Source organism: Pseudoalteromonas rubra, assembly GCF_005886805.2.
GTDB lineage: Bacteria > Pseudomonadota > Gammaproteobacteria > Enterobacterales > Alteromonadaceae > Pseudoalteromonas > Pseudoalteromonas rubra_D.
This window is the reverse complement of sequence record NZ_CP045430.1, coordinates 794,322-818,906: the sequence shown is the minus strand read 5'-3', so window position 1 is coordinate 818,906 and position 24,585 is coordinate 794,322. Positions and strand designations below refer to the sequence as shown.

Annotated in this window: 14 protein-coding genes; 4 read left to right on the top strand and 10 right to left on the bottom strand. The window is 47.0% G+C overall.

What is annotated here, in order from left to right:
• Positions 1-726 precede the first annotated feature (726 nt).
• Positions 727-1,497: a hypothetical protein gene (locus CWC22_RS22440; protein WP_138538426.1), complete on the top strand. Its 771-nt coding sequence runs from the start codon at positions 727-729 to the stop codon at positions 1,495-1,497.
• 134 nt (positions 1,498-1,631) lie between these two features.
• Here CWC22_RS22440 and CWC22_RS22435 read toward each other — a convergent pair whose 3' ends face one another.
• From CWC22_RS22435 to CWC22_RS22400, 8 genes are all read right to left on the bottom strand, one after another.
• The gene (locus tag CWC22_RS22435) at positions 1,632-4,160 is read right to left on the bottom strand and encodes a TonB-dependent receptor plug domain-containing protein (protein WP_138538425.1); all 2,529 of its coding nucleotides are present in this window, start codon (positions 4,158-4,160) and stop codon (positions 1,632-1,634) included.
• A 183-nt stretch (positions 4,161-4,343) separates the two neighbouring features.
• Complete coding sequence (locus CWC22_RS22430; RefSeq protein ID WP_138538424.1) at positions 4,344-5,411, bottom strand: hypothetical protein; 1,068 nt, start codon at positions 5,409-5,411, stop codon at positions 4,344-4,346.
• A 60-nt stretch (positions 5,412-5,471) separates the two neighbouring features.
• Entirely contained in the window at positions 5,472-6,950 is a 1,479-nt protein-coding gene (locus CWC22_RS22425) for an internalin (RefSeq protein WP_138538423.1), read from the bottom strand.
• A gap of 11 nt (positions 6,951-6,961) precedes the next feature.
• A complete protein-coding gene (locus CWC22_RS22420) occupies positions 6,962-7,819 on the bottom strand; it encodes a GEVED domain-containing protein (protein WP_230090666.1) in 858 nt (285 codons plus the stop codon).
• A 9-nt stretch (positions 7,820-7,828) separates the two neighbouring features.
• Complete coding sequence (locus CWC22_RS22415) at positions 7,829-9,076, bottom strand: hypothetical protein (RefSeq protein WP_138538422.1); 1,248 nt, start codon at positions 9,074-9,076, stop codon at positions 7,829-7,831.
• A 48-nt stretch (positions 9,077-9,124) separates the two neighbouring features.
• The gene (locus tag CWC22_RS22410; protein WP_138538421.1) at positions 9,125-11,173 is read right to left on the bottom strand and encodes a Hint domain-containing protein; all 2,049 of its coding nucleotides are present in this window, start codon (positions 11,171-11,173) and stop codon (positions 9,125-9,127) included.
• An 82-nt stretch (positions 11,174-11,255) separates the two neighbouring features.
• Positions 11,256-14,567 carry a M4 family metallopeptidase gene (locus tag CWC22_RS22405; RefSeq protein WP_138538420.1) on the bottom strand — a complete coding sequence of 1,104 codons (3,312 nt, stop codon included), beginning with the start codon at positions 14,565-14,567 and terminating at the stop codon, positions 11,256-11,258.
• Positions 14,568-15,037: 470 nt separating this feature from the next.
• Positions 15,038-15,658 carry an arylesterase gene (locus CWC22_RS22400; protein WP_138538419.1) on the bottom strand — a complete coding sequence of 207 codons (621 nt, stop codon included), beginning with the start codon at positions 15,656-15,658 and terminating at the stop codon, positions 15,038-15,040.
• Between CWC22_RS22400 and CWC22_RS22395 the strand changes: the two genes are divergently transcribed.
• Positions 15,657-16,376, top strand: coding sequence for an ABC transporter ATP-binding protein (locus CWC22_RS22395; protein WP_125562584.1), 720 nt, complete (start codon positions 15,657-15,659; stop codon positions 16,374-16,376). The genes CWC22_RS22400 and CWC22_RS22395 overlap by 2 nt on opposite strands.
• Complete coding sequence (locus CWC22_RS22390; protein ID WP_138538418.1) at positions 16,366-18,867, top strand: ABC transporter permease; 2,502 nt, start codon at positions 16,366-16,368, stop codon at positions 18,865-18,867. The genes CWC22_RS22395 and CWC22_RS22390 overlap by 11 nt, the downstream gene beginning before the upstream one ends.
• A gap of 121 nt (positions 18,868-18,988) precedes the next feature.
• Here CWC22_RS22390 and CWC22_RS22385 read toward each other — a convergent pair whose 3' ends face one another.
• Both CWC22_RS22385 and CWC22_RS22380 read right to left on the bottom strand, forming a co-directional pair.
• Positions 18,989-19,777, bottom strand: a complete 789-nt coding sequence (locus CWC22_RS22385) for a class D beta-lactamase (RefSeq protein ID WP_138538417.1) — start codon at positions 19,775-19,777, stop codon at positions 18,989-18,991.
• Between the two features lie 75 nt (positions 19,778-19,852).
• Positions 19,853-20,719, bottom strand: a complete 867-nt coding sequence (locus CWC22_RS22380; protein WP_138538416.1) for an AraC family transcriptional regulator — start codon at positions 20,717-20,719, stop codon at positions 19,853-19,855.
• A gap of 379 nt (positions 20,720-21,098) precedes the next feature.
• Between CWC22_RS22380 and CWC22_RS22375 the strand changes: the two genes are divergently transcribed.
• Positions 21,099-24,071: a TonB-dependent receptor gene (locus tag CWC22_RS22375; protein ID WP_138538415.1), complete on the top strand. Its 2,973-nt coding sequence runs from the start codon at positions 21,099-21,101 to the stop codon at positions 24,069-24,071.
• Positions 24,072-24,585: the final 514 nt, after the last annotated feature.

Below are 24,585 nucleotides of genomic sequence, written 5' to 3'. Positions count from 1 at the left end.
GTCAATTAGGTTGCAAAAATCTTTTGTTGTGATCTTTTTGTTATGATATAACAAATTATAATTGTCGATAATGAATAAGTATTAGTCAAAAATTAGCGTAAAAAACAAGCAGTAAAAGTACTTTATTGCGTCAAACTGAATTGACTAATAGCATGTATTTATTGCTTTTTTATTTTTTATAAAGACGCCCATGGAGCTCGGTCTATTTATCTGTACCGATTATTGTGGCTGTTTTTAACGAGCGGAAGTTAAGCATTATTTACCCGGGTCAAGGAATTTACTCTCATGTGAGATATTAATGGGCTTAAAAACTAGCTTGGTGGAATATGTTATTCATTTTTATTATATCTGTGATTAATGCAATTTGTCTCAATCACTGACTGATTACCACTGATCATAACCCCCGAAATAGTAGCGGCACGAGATATTTTATTCTCAGTATGGCCTCTTATCTTGATGTAAGTATTAATTTTGGGAACTGCTTCTTACTCTTGATTGAAATCAAGGTTGTAAAAGTCTCAACTTGTTAAAAATGTTGTTAAAATAATACTGGCTAGATGGTAGGTGCAAATATATTGCTACTTTTTGGTTTCATTTGTACCTGAGTCTGCTTGAACCTATAGGAGTAAGGAAATGAAAAGAAAACACATAGCACAGGCTTTAATCATTGCGACCACTACTTTGTCGTCGGCAGGGGTGTTGGCATAAGGACATACCAATTCACCCGTGCGTGTTGCCATTGACCATCAGGGCATACCTTATGTGCAAAAAGACGACTCATTTGGTGCCTGGCAGCGACAAGCGCTGCCTTATGGACAAAAAGCGCTGGCGGCTTCTGGTGGATACTTCCATTATCACTTTGGTACGTCGCCAGAAGATCCTGGCTATGCATACTATGAAGGAGCGACATTCAGTATTTCAGAAAGTGGTAATGCATTCAGATATCAAGATAACAACTGGCAGCCTGTGACGGGGTGCTGGGGCGCAACAGATGTGAGCTCATTCACAGTGGATCATGTTTACTGTGTCAACGGGGATGGTACTTTAAAGAAATTTAATGATGCAACGGAAAATTTCGAAGGCCACTACCGAATCAATAACGAAGTCATTACCAAAATTGATGTTGCTTTGGGTGGGGTAATTTGGGCGATTACTGAAAGTGACAGGCTGTATAAGTTTAACGGGATAAGTTGGGAGCAGCAGTCAGTTGCGTGCGGAAATCTGTGTACACTTAAAGACATTGCAGTAGGAAGCGGTCAGGTTTATCTCGTTGTCAGTGTGTATGGCAGCAATGACGGCCCGCAGAGTGTGTATACATTGAAAGAGGGTGAACTAGTTAAGTTTGGTGCCTTTTATAATATTGATGTAGACAGAGAAGGGGTGATCTGGGCTATTTCAAATTACACCCGCACAGTGTTTTACAAGCGCCCGGGTATGAGTGAATTTGCGGAAGATATGCAAATGAGCCAGAGGGTCTCATCCAATATTGGTGGATGATAAGCCCATCTCAGTGATGGTAAGCATGGGTAAATACAGAATTATTTAGCCTGCATAAGCGATGTCTGCAAAGCGCGCCCCTGCATATCAGTGCTGAACGACTAAGGGGTGGTGATGACCACCCCTTTTCATGTTTAAAAGCTAAAGCTCACTTTGGCGTAATACGTCATGCCATCGAAGCCATAGGGCAAGGCACGCAGTGGGTAGCGCATCGCACCATTGGTGATGAAGTTCAGTACTTCGTCTTCGCCCAGCTCATCTGGTGTTTCATCGAACAGGTTATCAATACCGGCAGAGAGATTGATCTGCTCGGTTAGCTGATAGCCCATGTTAACGTCAACCAGAACAGCCGATTCAACCACGCTGGTTTCCTGCCAGCTGTTGGTTGGAGACAGAAAATCAGGCAGTTCGATGTGTCCGCCTGCAAAGTAAGTGACCTCGGTTTTGCCAAAGTAGTTAAAGCGCAACAGAGCATTCCAGTCGTCCTGTTGATAATCAAAGGTTAGCGTTGCGCGTTCTCTTGGCTGACCATGGGTCAGGAATGAGCGTCTTTGTTGATCAAGGACGATGCCTTCAGGGATCCCCTGTGGTGCGTTCACTTTATCGATTTCTGTTTTATTCTTGTTAGCAGCAAAGGTGATATCCAGCTCGCCACTGGCGATTGCCGTCGAATAAGAAGCGATGAAGTCAACACCTCTGGTGGTTGAATCCAATGAGTTAGAGAAAAAGTTGCCCTGCACTGCGCCCGTTGCGGTCAATGCCGTGTTGGCAGCAGGGAAGGCGTCTAGCTCATCACTGTTGACGCCAATGAAGCTGCCCAGGTTTATCCGATCGTAAATCTTGATCTGATAAAAATCTAAAGTAACGGACAGATCGCTGCTGACGTCCCAGGCCAGGCCCAGGTTGTAGTTGTCTGAAGATTCCAGGTTCAGGCCATCTACGCCCAGTGCGGCAGGGAAAGGTGAGCCTGCGGTTGCTGTATAAGAGGTTGCCAGCGTGCCGTCTCCACCTAAGGTTGTTGTAAACGCTGTATAACCGGACTGTTGTAATGAAGGGGCTCTGAAACCGGTCGATGCGGCAGCGCGCACTGCCAGGTCTTCAGTGAGTTCATAGCGGGTTGCCAGTTTCCAGATGGTATCATCGTTGGAATCTGATACATCTTCATAGCGCAGTGCTGCACTGATCAGCCAGTCTTCATTGAGCAGTGTTTCAGCTTCAATATACAGGGCATGACTTGAGCGCTCTGCTTTATTGGCTGCATCCGGTCTGAGTCCCTGGTAGGCCTGAAAGCCACAATCGGCAAATACTTCTGTATCAATTACTGAAGGAAACGAGCGGTCAGCGTTAGATGAGCCGCACGCATAAGACGCCACCTCACCAGGTACTATTTCATAATTTTCTTTGCGGTACTCTGCACCTACAGACAGGTAAACCGGCTCACCGCCTTCGATATCAATAATGCCGCTAATATCCAGGTTAGTGGTCCATTGGTCGAATCTGAAGCCACCAGAGTAGCCGCCTCTGGGTCCGGCATTGTCGGCTATGTCTTGCGCTGAAGCTGTTGGGTTATTCGCCAGGTACTCAGCCGCATAAGATGAATTAATGGTGTTTGATGACGAATAGTCGTACTGGTTTTCGCCGTATACGCTGGATACATCAAATGCCCAGTCTGGATTGATATCGCCTTTTAAGCCAAGTGCAAACGACAGGTCTTGCGCTTCATTGTCGATCCTCGGCAGGAAACCGTCCGGATACACTTGCGGTACGTTGCGCTCTGCACGGTTAAAATCCCGATAAAAGCCGTTTCCTAAAGCGGTCCGATTTGAGAAGCCAGCAAATGAATACAGTTCTTTATCGCCCACAGGCAACGCAGCGTTATAGAACACAGAGATAAACTCACTATCAGAATTACCCTGCTTCCAGCGCACATCATCGGATAAAGTGCCCGGTGCAATGGTGGAGGATCCCCCGGTATCGCGTTCGGCCCGGTTGGTTCCATCCGCATCACGATATTCCAGCGATACATTGATAAAACCTCCCTGGCTGCCCAGCTCAAAGCCTCGGTTCAGACCCAGTGAATAGGTATCACCATCGCCTTCGCCAGTAGAGCCTGCCTGAACAAATCCCGTGGTCACGCCGGTACTGTCGTTGAGCGACAAGTTGATCACGCCGGCAATGGCATCAGAACCATAACGTGCCGCGGCACCGTCTCTTAGGATCTCGACATTTTTTAATGCCATCATCGGGATAGAGTTCATATCTGTACCCGCAGCGCCAGCACCGACTGTGCCCGATAGGCCAAATATCGCCTGGGTATGACGACGTTTACCATTGATCAGTACCAGGGTTTGGTCTGGCTGCAGTCCTCTCAATGTTGCTGGACGGAACAGGTCTGAGCCATCAGAAACCTGAGTTCTGCTGAAATTAAACGACGGTGCGATGGCTTGCAGGCTTTGCCCGAGCTCAGTAAAGCCCCCTTTATTGAGTTGGTCGGTATCCAGAATATCAATGGGTGAAGTGGACTCGGTTGCTGTCCGGTTTGAAACTTTAGAGCCCAGTACAGAAATGGTCTCGATGTTTTGTTCGTTTGATTGTTCTGCCATTGCGGCGGAGCACGCAAAAAGTGCCAGTGCAACTGGCGAAAGTTTTATGGTTGTTGTCATCACTTACTACTCTGTTGATGTTGTTTATTTATTTTTTGTTTATTGAGCACGACGTTGACATAAATCAATTTTGAGTGCAATCGGATTGGACTAAAGTCGAATAGGATTTTTTCAGTATGAGGGGAACTTTTGACAAAGTGGCCAAACGAGTTAGCCACTTAAGCAGAGTGAAAGGAGTCTGATTTACTGACCACACTGGCTTAACCAGGGTGAAGTCAGACAGGTTTGACGAAGTATTTCGGCATCGTTGAGGGCTAATTGAGCGGCCTCAAATTGCGCTTCCAGTTCCGGCTTTTCGGCATCAGTCGCGACGCTTAAAAAGGCCTTGGTACGCTCTAGATGCCTGACTGCTTCACCATACTGATGTTCAGCCCATCGCCAGTTCGCTTCATATAGGGTATTGCTCATCACTGATTGCCAGTCAGCTGCGCCGTAATGGCCGGAATCCTGATAGCTCTTTACCACGAAACTACGCGGAACTTTATCCAAATCAGCTAAATCAACCATCAGGCCATTCGGGTCGAAACTATAGGCCACCAGACTCTCCAGGGTTTGCAGACAAGGAGTGATGTTGCCGCCCCGGCAGTAGGTAGGTTGCTCATTAAGTTGCTGCTGCAGTTTGGCGGGTAGCGGGCCGTTGGAATTGACATCGACACTGAATACCGCATTTTCGGCATATTTTTCGATTTCTTTGACCTTGGTAATGGTTTTTTTAAAGAACAACAAACGGATCTTTATTTTGATGACAAATCGCTTGTAGTCTTCCTCTGTTCTGAAGTGTAATCGGGTGTTGACGAACAGATCGCGCCCATAGTTAACCTGATAAACAAAGTGGCTGCCACAGTTTTTAAGGTTTACGCCCGGCCTTACTTGGCGGTTTTCTAACGTACTGTAGCCCTCTTCAAATTTGAGATGTAATTGCGACGTCAATGTGCGTTGATCCGTCGCGTTTCGGTGTGTCATTGAGGTAGATACACTGCCCGCGATAATAAATAAATTGACACCACCATGTACCTCCCCAAACGTACGACGTTTGATAAAGGTTTCATCGACGTGTTGAAAGTAATCGAGGCTGCCACTTTGCTCTGAGTGTTGTACTTGTGTGCCTTGTAGACAGGCATCGCTAACTTTGTGCATGACGGGATCAAATGCTCTGCCAAGATCATTTGCCCCGACTTGCTCACTGTAATAAATCTGGCTATGCGCTGCGAAAGTACAGCTCAGCGCCAGTATGGTAAAAAAGCTCTTCATATCCGCTCCCTGAATAGAAATCGCAATGTGCATAAGCACATTGCGATTAAGTATGGCAGGTTATTGCGCAAATGCCGTACCGTAAGTGGTCAATGCGCCCTCACATAAACGCCAGTTCAGGATCCCACGGGCGGGCGCTGTGACGTCGATGAAAGTGGGTGCCCAACGTAAGTTTCTGAAGCGTGCACTGTCTTCTTCACTGACCATTCCGGCCCTAACCGCTTCCTGGCGTGCAAGCTCACATTGCTTCCAGTCGAACTCATCACTACTGGGTAGTTGAAGCTGAGTGACATCGTAAGCCGCAGGGCAGGCATTACCGCGTTGTTCGCACGCAGTTTTCATTTCCTGTACCTTGTTCTCACAGGCATAACCAAAAGGGTTATCACGGCAGAATTGAGCGGCGTTAAAGAAGAACCAGGCATTGTTGTAGGCCAGATCTTTGATCCGCTCGACGGCTGTGCGCTGTGCTTCAGGTAAATACGCGTAGTAGCTGTTAAGCAGGTTCTGGGCGCGTTGCTCATCCAGAATGGCCTGTTTGAAGTCATCTTCCAGCTCACTGATCAGCCATTTCGTGGCATTGCGTACAATCTGATACTCAGGTACCAGTGCGCGTAAAGGCAACGATGAGTTTTCATAACGAGTAGTGTAGTAGCGCACCACATTGTAATCACTCAATGAATTAAGCTGCTGATTAAATCCACTTTTAGCGTACTTCACAGCCTCATAGAACATGTCAAAACAAGGTGTTGGATTATCAAGTGAACAGGTAATAATGTTGTTGGGGATAATCGTCAAGAGCTGTTTAGGGTCTCCGCCATGCTGGATAGCACGTACAGTGATCTTAACCGATGATTTGACTTCATCCTTAAGGTACCTGAGCTGACCACCGACGTTGAACACCCCGCCATACAAGTCAACATCCAGATAACCGCCAATGTCCGACTTATCCTGGTTACTACCGTAATCTATTTTCAGGTTAACGAGCACGTTGGCACCGTATTCAATACCTGTGACAAATTCATCTCCGATCAGTGTTTGCAGCTTGGTTTGATGATTGTTCGCGATATCCTGACCGGCTGCACTTAACGCGTAACCCGTGTTTTGATCTTTAGGCAGAAACAAGCGCTTTTTCGGCGTGCTGGAGGCACTAAAAGTATACGAGCTTGAGTAAGAGCTGGAAGCCATTTCTTTTGCCAAAGAAGCACCTGCCGAGACCCTTACTACCGGGAAGTTCACATCCACATCGACACTACCATTGAGTGTATTGAGCACATCGTCATAGCTCATATCAATGCCGGTTTTAAATTTAAGCTCGGTATTGCCATAGCTTTCGTCAATAACGCCTGCAACGGGTTGGACATTTAAAAAGCGTTTTTTCTGGCTATCATAGGCGGTGCCTATTGCCACGTGATCATTGATCAGGCCTGAGATCACAGAGCCTGACACTGATGAGCTAGAGATTTCAGCACGAGCTTGCTCATCAGCCATGCTGTGTCCTGCAAATGCTATTGCAAGTACAGGTAAATAGAGTGATTTCATATCATCTTTCCTTAACGAACTGTGAGCATATAGTCTTCAACTTCACCATACTGAATGTTGGTGCAGGCATTGTCTGAGCCGCCTCCCGCATCCAGCGCAACGCGCATCAGAGTGACACCATCGGGCGTGTTATCAGGGACTGATAGGGTGAATTTCACGGTATTGCCAGTAGTGCTGCTGTGTACCAGTTCATTGCTATCAAACTGACCGTTGTGGTTCCAGTCAATCCAAACGCGAGCTGCCAGTAGCGTTGGGTAGTTGGGGTCCAAAAGACCCGGTTTGATCTCGACACTGGCATCGCGATTTGCTCGCAAATTAAAGACCTTGCCAGAGACCAGAGTATGCGCAGTACTTCCTGAGGCATGAACAAAGTCATCTATTTTAATCTGCTCTATCCATTCCCATTCGTTGTCGTAACTATGGTTGGCGCAATATTTATTTGCTAACACGGTCGTTTTAAGTGCAACCGCTTTGTATTCCGGAGGCATAGTGGTGCAAGCCTGCTCCTGGCTTGTGCCGGCATACCAGCCGTAAGGGTTCGTAAAGTCTTCGTTGGCGAAAGTTGGGTATTGCGCATTACCAGCTGCTAGCGCAGCATCCGACAGCCAGAGTTGTTTGAGCTGATTGAGCTTTTCTTCTTTACTGATGATTTCGCGGGAGTCATACATTTGCTCCCACATTTCGACGAGTAGCCCGTCGTAACATTTTTTCAGCCAGTCATAACGACCCTTAGCTTCTGCCACAGTTAGCATATCGCCCAGTTCGTTAAAATTGGCTTCTTCAATCGTATTGGCTGATACAGTGCTCGCGGCGAGTGTGAGGCCACAAAGCACAGCAGCCTGAGATAATCTAAATAACGTATTCATCATTGCGTATCCTTACTTCAAAACATCACTGTAGGCACTGTAATCGCGATAGTAAGCCAGGTTGGCGGCTTCGTAATCGATGCAATAATTGCCCTCTGGGTTGCGCTCACAATAGTCGACCAGGTCAGCAAACAGGTTTGCGTTAGCCCGACTCGCTGTTTCTATTTCCGACAGTTGATTCAATTGCTCAGCATTAAACTGAGATGCATAATAGCGTTGCAGGTTTTTAGCTCGACGATAGGTGAGACGTTCCTCAATCCAGCGTGATGTCAGCTCTTTAACCACTAATTTAGTGAGATAGTTTATGGCTTCGTATCCCTGCGTCGGGATCAATTGTTGTAGGTTGGAACCTGAATCCAGGTATCTTGCAACATAAGTGTCTGTCACATTGTAGTCATCAAGTGACTGGAACTGATTGATATAATCGGTCTTTAGATAATTGACTGCGGATTCAAACAGGTTGAAGCAAGGTTCAGGGTTAAGCAAAGTACAGCTCATAATCCCATTTGGGATGATTTGCAGCAGACGGTTTGGATCGCCGCCACTTTGATAGCCACTGATGGTAATTTTGACTGACTGACGCTTCTCATCGTCCAGTTTCTGAAGTTGACCGTCGACTTTGACCTTACCTATCCAGTCTACGCTCAGATAACCGCCAATGGTGCGCTTATCGCTCTCGTTGCGATAATCAATTTTCATATTGATCACCACATTAGAGCCATAGGCAAAGCCCTGAATAAACCCATCACCGAGGTTTGCTGCTTTATTACCCGGATAGGCTTGGGCCAGGTCTAAAGCGGCTTGTGTAGGCTGGTAGCCTGCATCGGTTACCGGCATAAGGATCCGGGATTTTGGTTTCACTGATGAATATACGGTGTAGGTACCAGTGTATCTGTCGGCGCTAATGTCTTTAGCATAGTTGGCACCAGCATCAACACGTACTGCTGGGAATTTGAAGCCCGCGTCAACTTTTCCATCGATCAGTTTTAATGCCTGCTCGTAGCCCAGGTCCACACCCACACGAAAATCAATGTTGGTATTACCAAGGTGCTCAACGGTTTGGCCATCCACTGACTTTAACCCCAGCAAGATGTCGCCTTTACTTTGATAGGCTGTACCTAGTGGTGCCAGGTCAACGACATTCGATGTGGCTGACTGTCCATGTATTTCACTCAGCTTGGTCGGCAGAGGGAGTGACGTGGCAAACGCAGGCAAAGTCGCACAGGCCAGTGTGACTTGAATGAATTTTGCATAGTTCATGTTTGATCTCTCCATGAGAGGCCCACAGGGCCTCTATTCGCTTGAACCTTAGTCTTTAAGGCTATTTAAGTAATCCTGGTGCCAGGCTTCAGGAAGGTTGTTAAGTACATCCTGAGTGGTAATCTCACTGTCAGAGAACTCATTATCTCCTTGCATTGCCAGGTCACCGACCTGTAGGCCGTTTGCAAACATGGTAAAGGTTTCGCCAGTGACGTGTGTGCCATCTGAATCGGTGCGTTTTAGCTTGAGGTTGTAGACATTGTCGTTGTATTTCACTTCCTCAATGGCGGTGATCATCTCAATACCACTTTGGGTGCGGATTTGGTCACCCGCTTTTACTTTGTTAGCCCAGGCTGACAAACCTGATACGGTGACAACGGGATGTGATTCGGTCAGTAGCAGTGTTTTACCAGACGCGGTGGTCAGCTTAACCATTGGTATCAGCTCAACCCCAACTGAAATGTCTTCGATCTCAAGTGGAATGTGCTGATCTGGTGCAAACTGGCTGGCACCCAGCACGGTATCACCCACACTGAGTTGCTCAATGGGTAAATGCTTACCATTGGCCAGCGTGATCAATGAACCTTTGGCCAGACAGCTATAGACTACTTGCATTGGTGGATGTTTGATGTCTTTCCAGTTACTTTCTGGCATATCTGAGCTGCCGATCACATAGGTGAAGTGACGTGTCATAACGCGCGGACCACGCTGTTGCTCTACTTCAACAGCCAGGTTCATGATCCAGTGCGCGTCTTTGTAGCGGCCGTACAACATAGCATCACCGAATACGCCCATATTTCTTGGAATATTCCAGGACATGCGTGTATAAGGATAGTCAATACCACCTACATTCTTGACGCCTTTTTGCAGCGTGATGTAGTCAGAGAACAGATTGATTGCGTCAGACGCTTTGTAGTCATCTCCGATGCGTGACGCACCGCCACCTTCACGTGTTTGAATATAAATCTCAGAACCATAATGCAGTCCATCCGGCTTGTCGGTGATGGGCTGGCCCTGTGCATCTTTGATTAATGACTTGGTACCGGCACCTGTATTTGGATCATAGGTGACAGCCACCTGATTCCACTCAGGGGTGTAGATTTTTGTGACTTCACCCATCACTTCACGGAAACCACTGAATGGGATAAGGAGCTTTAACTGGTCATTCGGTGTGCCATGGGCGTACATTGCCTCGTAGTCGCAGTCGTCGTATTTACGATTCAGGCACACTTTGATGCGGTTCAGGCTTGGATCAGCCTCGTTACGCTCTTTGACGTCAACCGGGTGTGTGATTTCATTTTCCAGAATGCTGGTGGTGGTGCGGGCATAGCCGTCAGGCAGAGTGGCTGCTAAGCCAGCTTCTGCGTTGTTCAAAGTGGACATTTGCGCCATGGCGCCATTGGTTTTGTATACACCCAGGTCAGCCAGCAAAGTTTCCGGTGAATATTCAATGACGGAAGTCCGAATTTCAGTAACGGTCTGGCCATCTGCTCCTTCGTATGACACGGTTACATAGGCATCAGCGAAAATACGCTCTGAGTTAATCAACTTGGGCAGTACATCTTCCATACGACCAACGGAAGCAACACTTACGCGTTTTTGTGGTTCGTCGGGTGTGCCCTGGCCAAAAAACTCGTTGAAGCTTGGCATGACCAGCTCTTCACCTTTTTCATTCATCAGGGTCAGGTCGATATAGGTGTAGTAAGTAGTGCTGAATTCACTGTTGACCGCGGTTAACACCAGGTATTCCTGACCATCTTTGCGGGTCATTGAGCGAAGGCCCATATGCTTGAAGAATGAGCACAGCTTGCCTGTCTGACAGTCGGTGGACTGCGACGTTGACATGATACCGGCCATTGCTGGTTGGTTGGCTTTACGATTTAGTGTTTCTTCCAAAGATCGAAATAAAAACGGGCGATTTTTTTCTGTTATGCCGTGTCTCGCAAGGCGTTGCTTGGCTTGCTCCAATTCACCGAGTTGCTGAAATTTGACGATTCGCTCAGGGAAACGCTCGGTTTCTGGTGTGATGGGCGCTGAAATAGAAGCAAAAGAAGCTCCTCCCAATGCAGCGGCAACTGCTAGGCTAACCAGTTTCATACAATTTTCCTTTTAGTTTATTTTAAAAAGGCTCGTAGATAGGGCGAACCCTACCTACATAACTGCGAGCACAAGGTGTTAATTACCATCTAGTAATTTTGAATTGAATGTCTTCAACTTCTCCATAAGTGAAGGATTTACAAGCATCCTGCTTTAGTGGGTGTTGAGGGTTTTCCTCAAATTTGGCTCTCAAGGTAAACAGTTTATCTCTGCTCACCCAGGGCAGGCGGATGATTTTGCTTGAGGTGACACGGCAATACTCAATCCCATCTGCCCGGGAATGACAATCAGTGGTGTAGTAGTCATAGTTGTAATCATTACTGCCATTGTGACCTTCGTCTTTACTGAATGTGTCGTCGTGATTCTTATCCAGCCAGACAGTAAAGCGTGCACCAATCTGATTGTTACCATATAGATTGTCTATGGTGGCGCGAGGCAGGAAATTGGTCGAGCCAACAACCGTTAGGTATGAATTATCGCTGCGAGAGAAGTCGCTCAGAGCTGTAAAGTTATATCCTGACGCGTTATATCCGGCTACGCCAGTCACCTCATGCAATACCGTGGAGTAGTAATTGAAAGTCAGTTTGTCGATGTACAAGACTCCTGCATTGCTCGGGTCGGTAATACTGGCGCTGCAACTTGAAACCGGTTGCAAAGTTAAAACCTGACTATTGCTATCACTGTCACTGCCATCCTGATATCGGGTGGTCAGGGATATGTTGAATGTCCCACCATTTTCGGGAAACTGGATAACCGGGTTTTCGTCGCTGCTGGTTTGATTATCAAATCCAAACTGCCAGCTATAACCAGGCTGTTTGGCCTGATTGGCGGCACTGTTGTTAATGAATTGAACCTTATTCCCTTCTAAAATTTGATAGCTGAAGTCGGCAATGATAGGCAGGTTAGGAGAATCAGCATCGATCATCACATCAATGACCTGGCCCGCATCCACCACACCACAGCTATGAATGTAGGAGTATTTGTCATCTGAGATGGCGATTCGCATCAGACCGATCCCTGCTGGTATACTGCTGTTAAGTGAAAAAGTGGCGCTATTACCTGAAATAGTTTCGTTGCCGATGAGCTTTTCGGTATAGGCGAATTCACCATCTTTGTCTGAATCAAACAGGACTGTGAGCTTTTTGCCGCTGAGATCTTTATCAAAACCCAGCGTGTAGTTACGTTTGCGAGCCAAAGGAATTCGAGCGCCGACCTCTGACGTATATTCTCCAATGATATTACTGATTTCATGGGTAGCAATGCTTAGACTGCCGGTATGTACCTGAGGAGAGTTTTGATACGGCGGACAGTTGACATCAGCCAGACGGCTAAAAAAGTGTCGATAAGCTGTTTTGGTATTGTTGTCACTGAACTGAACTTCTACGGCTGCGCGTGCCAAAACATTGAGTGGTAACGCGTGTGATTGCTGTAAAAAAGGGTAAATTGGCTGATTATCACTCTTGCGCCAGGTGCTGCTGGTGCCATCGCCCCAGTCTGCATGGATTTGCGCTATGGTGTCGGTAGCCAGGTGGCTGATGTCGTAGCTTACTTCGTTGTAGCTGAATCGCGTATTGGCGTCTAGCGTAGACAAATTGCTGTCTGCAACAATGCCGACGCCCAGCAATACGTCACTCACATCAGCTTTACGCTGATCAGCATTCTTACCGGCGATTTCAATGAAAGCGGTTTGTTCAGCCAGACAGTAGCCGTACTCATCCATGCTCATGTTAGGAAACATACATCCGGCTGTTTGAGCACGTAAGAATACTTTAAAGGCATCCTGAATTGACCATTGCTTGGTTTTGACCAGTTCATAAAAGGCTTTGCGTAGCACGCCACCATTGGCATGTTCTGTTTTCCCGGTCGAAAAGTCAGCCACATGATCGATACTGGTGCCGTCCCAGGATGGCAATTCATAAAAACGCACGCCCTGATCGGCATAGATTGCATCCCAGCCGAACCACCATTTGCGATTCTGGCCATACTGACCCGCCTGCTCAGTAAATTGTTTAGTAAAGTATTCCGACTGACTGTACGCGCCGCTGGCCTGATTTTGGAAGTAGTCCATAACCGCAATGGTCACCAAGTCTGAGAAGCCCTCGTTAATGGCACCATCTACACCTTCAGCACCAATGCCTGAATTCCAGTTGGTGATGGCGTGGCCGATCTCATGTGCAGCAATACTTAGTGTGGCTTGAGAATAGAAATAGTAACCATCACCTGAACCATAGTTGACAAATTCGCCGTCCCAGAAGGCTTTGTTAGTACCAAATATGGTATTGCTATGTACTTTTTGTTTAAGCGGCTTAAGGCAATACCCACTGGTTGAACAATCTGAGGACTGATTCGGATATAAGTGTGCAAATTGATTATGAAAATACTGCATGACCACACCTGCATTAAAGTGCGCTTCGCTGGCATGGCTATAGGTAAACCAAGTATCGAAGTTACCGGTTACTTTGGTCGCATCGAAATTTTCATTTTTTTCGCCACAGGAGTATGACACGGGACTTGTATCTGAGTTTCTGGCATCAAAGGTGCTCAGGTAGGGGTTCTCAAGTGTGCATGAATCCAGTTCTTTTTTGACAATCAGGGGGTATCCGCCAAATTGGGCGAAAATCGCATTGGGATTGGTGTCAGTAAACAACAGGCGTTGCCCAGTTGGCGTAAATTCATCGTATTTATATGTTGTACAGGCTTGCATGCTGTCTGGCTGTGGTGAATAACAGATTGCGCCCAGTTTATCGTTGCCACCTATTCCGCCTCCGGGGACAAAGCTACTATCCAGTACTGTGTTTGCTGAAACGGTTTCTTTTGAAAAGAAAGAGGCTCTGGAGTGATGGCGGATCACGGTGCCCTGAGCGCTGTCGACAACCAACTGCTCCGCAATACCCTGGCGATTGACCTCGACCACTGTCACATCAAGTAACTTACCATTTACAACTAAATAAGCCGCGGTTGATCCACGGATTATCGTGTGATTGTCCTGATAATGGCGTGCAACGCTTGCTTTGAGGTCTGGCTTGAGAACAGTGGCCTGCTTCGTGAGTTCAACCTGACCACTGAGCAACTTGCCCATGCTCTGGATAACATTGCCATTCATATCTCGTGCAATGATCAGCTGACTATCAAGAATAGGTTTGCCCTGATAGTAGGCCTGATAGTGTTCGTACTTTGGCTGGTCACCTACGGCTTTTTCTAGCCGATAGGTCAGCGCAGTACCTACAAACTGAGCCTTAGTGTTCAGAGAGGTGTGTTCTGATTGAGCCGCTGTCGGTAACTGTGACCACAGGTGCTGCTGATTTAATAGCGCTTGAGATTCGATAGAAGCTGCGGCTTGTGTACTAAACAAGGTAACAGCTCCGGCGCCAAGCACTGCGCTGAGGCGTGTCATAAATAATCCTTTTTTGTTGCATTATTGGTGTTTAATAGAGTTAAAACTCTCAATTGCTCACCAAGTATACAAATTAAATTAATTGTTGCAAATGTTTATTTATTGTTTATTTTTGCGGGTTTTTTAGTTGGTAAGGATGGGTTTTATGTATTGGGTACGAACTTTTGTATGGTTTTGTTTTTGTTGCCCTTTGTAAATAATGGCAGGAGACATAATTCGTTTGTTGCGCTTTGGGGTACGGTTTGTGAGGAGGTGGATTATTTAGTTCATGGCTTATGAAGCCATCGTTTTCTCAAGCGGATTAGGCTTAGTGCGGGGCTGATAAATGGCTCTGACACGAGCGTGTTGGCCTGCCTTTGGCAATAAAGGATTTTTGAATGTTGCAGGAGTACTCGCCTGATCAGTGTCAATGAATGTCAGGCGAGCATGTCGAATTGGTCAAAAGAAAAAGCCGAAACCTATATGTATTATTACTGCAACCACAGTGCAATGCGTTCGTACATAAAGTCCCGGATAATGGGCTGAGCTTCAGCATTGGGGTGCAAGTTATCGTTTTGCATAAGACTGCGATCTGCTGCAATGGGTAACATGAAGTACTCCATCAGATAGGCGCCAGTTTGCTCGGCCACCATGGGGTAACTGTCAGCGAATAGAGTACTATAGCGTTTGCCATAGTTTGGTGGTATCTGGATTTGCATCAATGCGACTTTGGCGCCGCTAGCCTGACTTTTCTCGACCAGTTCGCGTAAATGTTTGCGGATCAGTTTAGGCGGAAACCCTCGCAAACCGTCATTGGCGCCTAGCTCGATAAGTACGTGGCTGGGTTGGTGGCTTTCTAGTTGCTTGTCGACCGTTAGCAGCGCATTATCCGTGGTCTGTCCCGAGACGCTGGTGTTCACCAGAGTGATCGCTTTTTGCTCTGCTTCGTATTTATTTTGTAACAAATTAACCCAGGACGGTGCTTGTTTGAGACCATAACCGGCGCTTAAGCTATCACCTATGATCATAATTTTGGTATCGTTGGCATTCGCTTTTAAGACGAAAAGTGTGCCGAAGATCAATACCACCAGTTGTAGGAAAAATCGCATCATGTCAGTGCTTTCTCAGTTAAATATTATTCAGGTTAAGGAGTTGGGTAAAACCGTCAGTACCTTTGAGGGTGACCTCACTATCCTTAGCGATATCAATTTTTCTGTCAAGTCAGGTGAATCAGTGGCAGTGGTTGGCACTTCTGGCTCGGGCAAGTCAACGTTACTCAGTTTACTGGCAGGGCTCGATATTGCCAGCAAGGGAGAGGTTTATCTCGATGGTGAAGCGCTGCACCGTCTCGACGAAGAGCAGCGCGCAAGACTCAGAGCTGAAAAAGTAGGTTTTGTGTTTCAGTCATTTATGCTGGTTCAGAGCTTGACTGCACTGGAAAATGTGATGCTACCAGCAGAACTCGCTGGTGAAAAAAATGCCCGTGAGCAGGCACAAGCCCTATTGGACAAAGTGGGCTTGTCGCATCGGGTTGGTCATTATCCTTCACAGCTATCTGGTGGTGAGCAGCAACGTGTTGCCATAGCTCGTGCATTTATCGGTACGCCAAAAATCTTGTTTGCCGACGAGCCTTCCGCGAATCTGGACTCTAAAAACGGCCACTTAATCGAAAGCCTGTTGTTTGATTTGAATAAACAGCACGGTACAACCTTGATTCTGGTTACACATGATGAAGACCTGGCTAAGCAGTGCGATCGCATTATCCATATTGAGGGCGGTCAGCTGGCAAAGATCCGTGATGGAGAAGGAGTGGCTGTTCATGTGGGCTAGATTGGCGCTAAGATTATTTTTCCGGGAGTTGCGTCGAGGAGAGCTGACTATCATTTTCGCTGCCATTGCATTGGCGGTGCTGACAGTTTTTAGCCTAAGCTCAGTGACTGAACGGATCCGACTTAACATTGAACAAAAATCTGCTGACTTTATTGCGGCCGACCGCCGCCTGTCCAGTAACTATGAGCTGGATGAGAGTTACCTTAAGGTCGCGCAGGATTTCGGTCTGCAAACGGCACAAAACATCTATTTTGATTCCATGCTCTTCGTGGGAGACGAGTTGGTGCTGGGGTCAATTAAAGCGGTGAGCGATAGCCACCCCCTGCGTGGTAAAATAACCCTCAGAGACGCACTGGACGCAGAGAAATACGACATTGCTGCGGCACCTGGCAAGGGTGAAGCCTGGCTAAGTGAAGGGCTGTTTTACACGCTCGGACTTAAAGTCGGAGATAAAGTAGAAATTGGTGCGGGCATGTTTACCGTGACAAAGGTTTTGGTACAGGAGCCCGACGCAGCATTTTTCTCACTGGCGGGTAACAAGCGTGTGTTACTGAATATTGCCGATATCCCAACTACACAAGCGGTTCAGCCAGGCAGCGATGTGTTTTATCGACTACTGTTTGCGGGCGATGAGCAGACACTCAAAGATTATTATGTTTGGTTAAAACCTCAGCTCAGAGAAAATCAGAGTTGGCAGGGGATCAAAGACCGGCAGTCACCATTGGGTGAGAATCTTGAGCGTTCCGAGCGGTTTTTACTGTTGGCTGGCTTATTTGGCATTATGCTCGCAGCGGTGGCAATGGCCGTGTCTGCAAAACGTTACTGTGAGCGTCAGTACGACCCAGTTGCCATGATGAAAACTTTGGGTGGTAGTCGCGGGACAATCAAGCGTATCTTCCTGATGCATCTGTCGCTGGTAACCGTTAGCTCTCTAGCGATTGGTCTGGCAATTGGTTATGGCTTACAGGAAGTGGCGGTTGATTATCTAACCAGTTTTGTTGCCAACGAGCTACCTCTTGCCGGACCAAGACCCTGGCTGTTATCTATTGCCATTGGTGTCGTGTGTGCACTGATGTTCTCCCTTAAGCCGTTATTGGACTTGTTTGATATTCCCCCTCTGCGGGTGCTCAGAAGAAGTTTGGGCGATAAGCTGGCGGTAAGCCGGGTGCACATGGCGCTTTCGGTGGGCACCATCTTTATGTTGATGTGGCTGTTCAGTGGGGACATTAAAACCACGCTGTTATTGTTTGCTGGTACCGCGACACTGATGGGGGTGCTGTTTGGCTTGTCCCGGTTGTTCTTCAGTGCGGGTCGTAAATTGGGGCTGAGCCCGGGCAACAGTTGGTCTCTGGCGATTGCAACATTGCAAAAACGGGCCAATGCAAACGCGATTCAGCTGATCAGCTTTGCACTTGCCATTAAATTGATGTTGTTCTTGTTTGTACTCAAAAATGACATGATCTCTGACTGGCAAATGCAGGTACCTGAAGACGCACCTAATGCCTTTTTAATCAATATTGGAGAGCGTGACGTTGCGCAGTTTAAGACCTTCTTTAATGAGCAAAATATTCATCATGAGGCATTTTATCCGGTCTTCCGGGGCCGCGTTAATGCTCTAAACGGTGAGGCATTTGCCCGTCGGGTATCCAAACAGGAAGGTGAGGAGCAACAAGAAGACGCCCGTAATGGTGTTGGCCGTGAACTCAACCTGACCTGGAGCGATACTTTACCGGATGGCAACGAAATCCTGGAAGGACAGTGGTTTGAGCAAACAGATGAATTACAGGTCTCTGTGTTTGAAGGCACCGCGGAGCGGGTTGGTATTGAACTTGGAGATACATTGACATTCTTGGTCAATACGCAGACCTTTGAAGCCAAAGTAACCAGTATTCGCAGTGTCGACTGGGGAACGCTCAAGCCTAATTTTGTAATGATTTTTAACTCTGCTATGGCCGAGCGTCTGCCAGTGACTTATTTTACGGCGGCCAAGTTGGAGGATAATCATGTTCGCCCGATTAGCCGACTGTTACTGCAGTATCCGACTGTCAGTATGATAGACATTAAGAACAATATCGCCCAGGTACAATCTATGATTGCTCAGGTGTCTCTCGCGATTGGTTTTGTGCTGTCCATTGTGTTGATAAGCGGTGCCCTGGTCTTGATATCTCAGGTGCAAGCCAGTCTGGCTGAACGTATGCAGGAAGTGGTGATCTTGCGCACACTCGGTGCCAGGGGGAAGTTGATTAAGCTGGCGACTCTGTATGAGTTCTTGCTGTTGGGCGCGCTGGCAGGTTTCGTTGCTGCACTGGTCAGTGATATCACCCTGTTTGTTATTCAGCAGCAATTGTTTGGTGTGGATGGCAGACTTCACCCTTATGTGTGGTTACTGGGGCCGGTGTCAGGCGCTATGTTCGTTGCTTTAATCGGCTATTTTATGGTGGCACATACCATGCGTCAGAATACTCAGGGGTTATTGCGTAAGGTCGCCTGATGGTGACCCTCTGAGCGGTTGCGGTTTGTATTTTTCTGATACAAGCCGCGTCTCTCGCCTGTTAATTTGTCTATTAATCTGCGTTTCCATAGCGTTGATGATCTAGTTTTTCGGATTGAGGTTATAAAACGCCCATCTTAGTTAACGTAGCCTTGGCGATTTCGACCCGGGTGGATACGACTTCTTTAAAGTTTTTGGCGTCCATATTAAAAGCAAAGTAGTGACGCCCCTGGTTGTTTTCAACAATGCCAACATACCAGCCTATGTACTTACCTTTGGCGACCGGTCCGGTTCCCGTTTTTGCATACAGCTTGGTGTTGGCCGTCTGTTCTTGTAAGAAAATTTTGTCAAATGCCTGATAGGTCGCGGGCTTAAGTTTAAAAGCTTGGGTCTGTAACCGGCGCAGAAATGTGACCTGTTCAACAGCACTGATTTTTATGCTGCTGTTGAGCCAGAATTTATCATGAGGTCCGCTGATATCACGGTTGCCATAGTTAAAGTCATCGAGGTACTGTTGCATCACAGGCTTGCTCAGCAAGTTAGTCCAGGTCTGATATAGCGGCAGTGCAGAGTACTTGAATGCGTCTTGTGGGGTAATTGACTCTTTGCGCCAGGCGTCAAACCACCATTTTTTAGCCGGATAGGTATTTAAATCTATCTGGTAACCCTGTCCGGGTTTGATGGTCTGCGTATCTAATAAGATCAATGTATTGGGTACTTTATAAGTCGAGAAGGGAGTGTACGCTTGTTGTGCGCGCGATTGGTTTATAAATTGCCATTGTTGCGTGCGTTCGCTATAGACAGCCATAGTACACGCCTGTCCCGTTTGACAGGCTGGCAAGGTCGCGGAGGTTGAAAGCACACTGGCTGTAAGTAGCGGTGTCAGAGTCAGTGCAGTAAGTAGCGGCATGGGTTCATCCTTAGTTATTATAGTTAGACCGCGCCTATCATATAAGCGAATCCTTACCTTAGCCTGAACCGTATATTAAATCAGCGCTTTTTGCTGTACTCGAGCACGAAACTGGCTGGGTGTGCATTGCTTGATAGCAAGAAATCGGCGGTTAAAGTTAGACAAATTATTAAAGCCGCACTGGTCGCTTATTACAGTGATTGGGGCTTTGGTTTTGAGTAGCAGCTTACAAGCTTTGGCGATCCTCAGCTGATTGATAAACTCAGTCACCGTACACTCTGTGCGCCTTTTAAAGAAGCGATGAAAATGATTGGTACTCATATGGGCCTGTCTTGCCAGCAGCTCTGCACTTAGCGACTCAGTGTAATTGTCGTAGATATAATTTATCACATGGTCAAACTTATCTTTGGCGGGATCCAGCTGTTTGGCAAAACTAAACTCCATGGTAGACAGCGTCTGATATGCGCTGTTTGCCATCAGGTTGAGCAGCTGAAAGAGCAAAATATAGCGCTCTATTGGTGACGCATTTTGCATTCTACTGAATAGCTTTTCACTTTTTTTAGCTGTTTTTTTGTTAAAGCTTAGTCCGCATTTTGCATGGTCCAATAAGGTATGTAACCCTTGCAGCTCTGGGTTTTGCTGCAGTTGTTGCTGTAGCCAGTGGGCCGGGATCTGTGCCACATGAACTACGTGTTGACTGCCATCTGTATTGTCGCGAGATTGCCAGGTGTGTGGCAGTTCAGGGCCCATGAGCACCAGGTCGTAGTCGTCGTATGGTGCAATATGATCACCAATGTGACACATACCCTGGCTATTCAATGTCAGGCAAATTTCATATTCTGGGTGGTAATGCCAATTAAAAGGGATCTCGTCCAGTTGATAGAGGCAATAACGCCATGAACAATTGTGAGACGGAATGACTTTTTCACACATAGCTTTCATTATATTGCTCCTTCATGTTAGTTAGCTGTGGGCTTTAGGCGTACGTTTTTTGTGCTAATAGCCTGTCTGTCCTGCTATCTTCTCGCCCTGCGCTCTGAAAGGTGATGCATTTCACTGCTCTTGCAATACTATCCTATTCAATATGTACAAAAAGGTACAAAATATTAACATTGGTTAAGTGAAAGCATGCATAATGCCGACACATGGCTGGTCATTAAGTAGTGTGTTTTAAAATGACAGCGCTGTTATCTGATAGATTTGTACCGATATGAGTTTGAAAATGCAAACTTATAAGTTACAAGCCTGTTCAAATAGGGAAAGTGCCTGATGATTATTTCACCAGGCGTACATCTTGATAATACAGAATAAGAGGAAGAAGATGAAACACAGCAATGCAGCATTCAGATTGTCTCGCATTTCATTTGCGGTCACTGCCGCAGTGATTTCAAGCACCGCCTTTGTTGCTCCGGTTCAGGCTGAGCAAGAAGAGTCCGTGGAAGTTATTGAAGTTCGAGGGATCCGAGCTTCGACTGAAAAAAGTCTTAACACCAAACGGTTTGCGGATGGTGTTGTTGACTCTATCACAGCTGAGGATATAGGTAAGCTGCCGGACGTGACAATCGCTGATTCACTACAGCGTGTACCGGGTATCCAGATCCGTCGAAGTGCCGGTGAAGGCTCAACGATCAACGTACGGGGTATGCCACAGGTTACCACGCTACTAAATGGCGAGCAGTTCCTCAGTGCCGGTTCACTGACCACAGTACAACCAGATTTTACCGATATTCCTTCGAGCTTAGTTGGTGCTATGGATGTGATGAAATCACCAACTGCCGATACGTTGGCGGGTGGTATTTCAGGTACGGTTGATCTGAAAACGCGTAAGCCATTTGATTTAGAAGAAGGGTTTAGCGGTGCAGCATTGATAGAAGCATCTCGTGGCTCTTATTCAAAAGAAACCGACCCTAAAACCATGATTGCAGCAGGCTATAACGCTGAGCGCTTCGCGGTACTAGCGACACTGACCAGAGATGAAGTAAATCTGGCGAACTACCGTTTTGGTTCGACTAACCACGGCTGGGGCTATGCACCACAAGAAGCCGGTGGTTGTTGGTATTGTCCGGATGGAGATATCAATGGCGATGGTGATACTGATGATGCTGAATTCACTTACGTCAGCTACGGTATGGTTAACCGTTTTACTGAGCGTGAACGTACAGGTGGTAGCCTGAGCTTCCAGGCGCAGCTTAGTGACAACTTTGAGCTGAGCGCAGATGTATTTTATACCAAAATGGATGATGCAGATCGCCAGCGCGGCCTGATGGCGGACAATGCCTGGGGTGGTCACTGGGATTGGCAGGAGCAGCATGATGCGATGGAGCGAGGCAAGACGTCTGGTGGATACAACCTATACACAGCGCAGGACATTACGCTGCATGCGCCACGTGTTGTTGCGCACTCTGAAAGCCATACCAATGAGCGTGAATCAACCAACTATAACTTTGAGCTAACCTATAAAGGCGATGGTAATTTCTCTGGTAAGATGCGCCTTATCACGGCTGATGCAGAGCGTATGCACACTGAAAACGTTGCTCAGGGTTACATGACCAGTGGTCTGGCACACAACCTGCGTCGTAACGAAGGCAATGGTCCGATTGCGGTAAATCCGAACGGTTACGGCCCGGGCACAGTGCCGGTCAGATTGAACTATCAGGGCGATCACCCGGTATTGCTGCCGCCTAATGAGTTGCAAGGTGAAGTGTTTGGTTCCAATATGAGCCGTTACTCAGTGGTGTCAACGTACTCTGAGAATAACTTTAATGAAGACGCCAGCCTGGATATTTTACGTCTTGATGGTGAATACTTGTTCGAAGATATGGGCTCACTGACCAAAATGAGCTTCGGTGCTCGTTTGGGTAATCGTGAAGTATCCCGTGAGCAATATGTATTGCTGGCGCCATTCAGCAACCCGGTTGGCGAAGGCAGTGTTGACGTGATGTGGAAAGACCAAGGTCTGGCGGCCTTTGATACTGACGGCAGCGGCGGCGTACCGAGTGCATCTGCTGGTGACCTGACAATGGGTTACGATACACCATATACCTTTGATAAATTACCAGAGGCTTGGATCCAACAGGTATCTGATTTTGGCCCTGTTAATGGCGGCAGCTATTTCTTTATTGATCCGCGTCAGCTTGACGACCCATTTGCATTCCAGAATCAGCTTTATCCAGGCAACAAAAAAGGTGGTGTACCAGGCAGCACCTATGAGGTTGAGGAAGAAACACAAACGCTTTACTGGCGCGCTGATTTCTCAAGCGATCTTTACACCGCTAACCTGGGTTTCCAGTACATCAAGACAGATTTGGATATCCTGCAAAACGTGATTGGCGACTCTATTTGTGTGAACTGTCCTGGCTCAGTCGCTGCCGATGCGGGTGATATAAATACCAGCAAGTCGTTTAGTGATTTCCTGCCTTCATTGAACCTGGCGGTTAACCTGAGCGATGACCTGATCTTCCGTTCTGCCTGGGGTAAAACCATGACGCGTCTGGATCTTGGCGCAATTGCGGGTGGTTTGCAGGTAAGTCGTTCACGTGCCGGTGATGACCTGGCAGCGCGTGAAGGGATTTCTCCTGACTTGTTGATTGCAACTAATGCAACCATGCAGGGTAACCCAGAACTGGAACCATGGCGCGCCACAAACACAGATCTTGCGTTGGAATGGTATTTCTCACCAAGCGCGTTGGTCAGTGTGGGTGTGTTCAATATCCAGCTTAAATCTTTCATTGAAACCAGTACCTGGACAATGCCATTGGCCGATGCGGATGGGGTTGTACGCCGTGAAGTCAGTGTGACAGGTCAAGTCAATGGTCAGGGCGGAACAATGAATGGTGCTGAGTTTACCTATCAGCAAGCGTTTGACTTCTTACCGGGCTTCTGGAGCGGATTTGGTGCGGCATTTAACTACACCTATTCAGACAGCGAAAGTGGCCGCGTTGACTTCTATGGTGACGCTTTACCACTGGAAGATAACTCTAAAGAATCGTCTAACGCGGTGCTTTGGTATGAAAAAGATGGCTTCCAGTTCCGTTTAGCAGCTAACCATCGTTCTAAGCGTCTTGCGCAGGTCACGACGACGGGTGGTATGGGTGATACGGCTATTTGGACCGAGCCGACAACCTACATAGATATCTCGGCCAGTTATGATGTGACCGACTATATGACTGTGTATATGTCGGGCAGTAACCTGACTGAGGAATACGAATCTAACTATGCACAATGGAAAGATAATCGTATTTCACAAAACGTTTATGAGCGCCGCCTGACATTGGGTGTTCGCGGTCGCTGGTAATTCTCCCTCAGGCCTGAGTATGTGGTTCAGGCCTTTTCTTTTTGTTCTGGCATGAGATGATGCGTAACGCTGGATAGGGTGGGCGACTCCGTTTGTTCCCGTGATTTTTTCTCATGCTATTTAGTTTCTTTACCGAATATCTTCTGCATGCTTACGTACACCAGCACATTTGCTGTGATTGAAGTGGAACTTACCCACAAAAATCCGGATAAATGATGCATTTCTCTCACTTCGTTTAGTGTATTAAATAGAATTTATTAACTTATTCATATGGTAAGTTGAATAATATTTTAGTCTTGCCTGTTAACATGCCGAGTAAACATCGAGCTCCTGATTAGACGGCTAAGCTTATTGATAGTTATCCAGTTTTTATGCCTATGGCCGACTATACAGAGCACGAGAAAAGTATTAGCAATTGTTTGAAATGTGCCGCTACAGTGCAGGCAATGACGGCAAACTAGTCTTACCAACGAGTTAAGGCGGTGGCTATCCCTAGCAGGATCCCCTTGGATCA

Bases quoted from the DNA above. Each gene is read 5' to 3' on its own strand.
- CWC22_RS22415 (WP_138538422.1), bottom strand. From the start codon at position 9,076: ATGAACTATGCAAAATTCATTCAAGTCACACTGGCCTGTGCGACTTTG.
- CWC22_RS22395 (WP_125562584.1), top strand. From the start codon at position 15,657: ATGTCAGTGCTTTCTCAGTTAAATATTATTCAGGTTAAGGAGTTGGGT.
- CWC22_RS22405 (WP_138538420.1), bottom strand. From the start codon at position 14,567: ATGACACGCCTCAGCGCAGTGCTTGGCGCCGGAGCTGTTACCTTGTTT.
- CWC22_RS22375 (WP_138538415.1), top strand. From the start codon at position 21,099: ATGAAACACAGCAATGCAGCATTCAGATTGTCTCGCATTTCATTTGCG.
- CWC22_RS22390 (WP_138538418.1), top strand. From the start codon at position 16,366: ATGTGGGCTAGATTGGCGCTAAGATTATTTTTCCGGGAGTTGCGTCGA.
- CWC22_RS22425 (WP_138538423.1), bottom strand. From the start codon at position 6,950: ATGAAATCACTCTATTTACCTGTACTTGCAATAGCATTTGCAGGACAC.
- CWC22_RS22430 (WP_138538424.1), bottom strand. From the start codon at position 5,411: ATGAAGAGCTTTTTTACCATACTGGCGCTGAGCTGTACTTTCGCAGCG.
- CWC22_RS22400 (WP_138538419.1), bottom strand. From the start codon at position 15,658: ATGATGCGATTTTTCCTACAACTGGTGGTATTGATCTTCGGCACACTT.
- CWC22_RS22435 (WP_138538425.1), bottom strand. From the start codon at position 4,160: ATGACAACAACCATAAAACTTTCGCCAGTTGCACTGGCACTTTTTGCG.
- CWC22_RS22385 (WP_138538417.1), bottom strand. From the start codon at position 19,777: ATGCCGCTACTTACTGCACTGACTCTGACACCGCTACTTACAGCCAGT.
- CWC22_RS22420 (WP_230090666.1), bottom strand. From the start codon at position 7,819: ATGATGAATACGTTATTTAGATTATCTCAGGCTGCTGTGCTTTGTGGC.
- CWC22_RS22410 (WP_138538421.1), bottom strand. From the start codon at position 11,173: ATGAAACTGGTTAGCCTAGCAGTTGCCGCTGCATTGGGAGGAGCTTCT.
- CWC22_RS22380 (WP_138538416.1), bottom strand. From the start codon at position 20,719: ATGAAAGCTATGTGTGAAAAAGTCATTCCGTCTCACAATTGTTCATGG.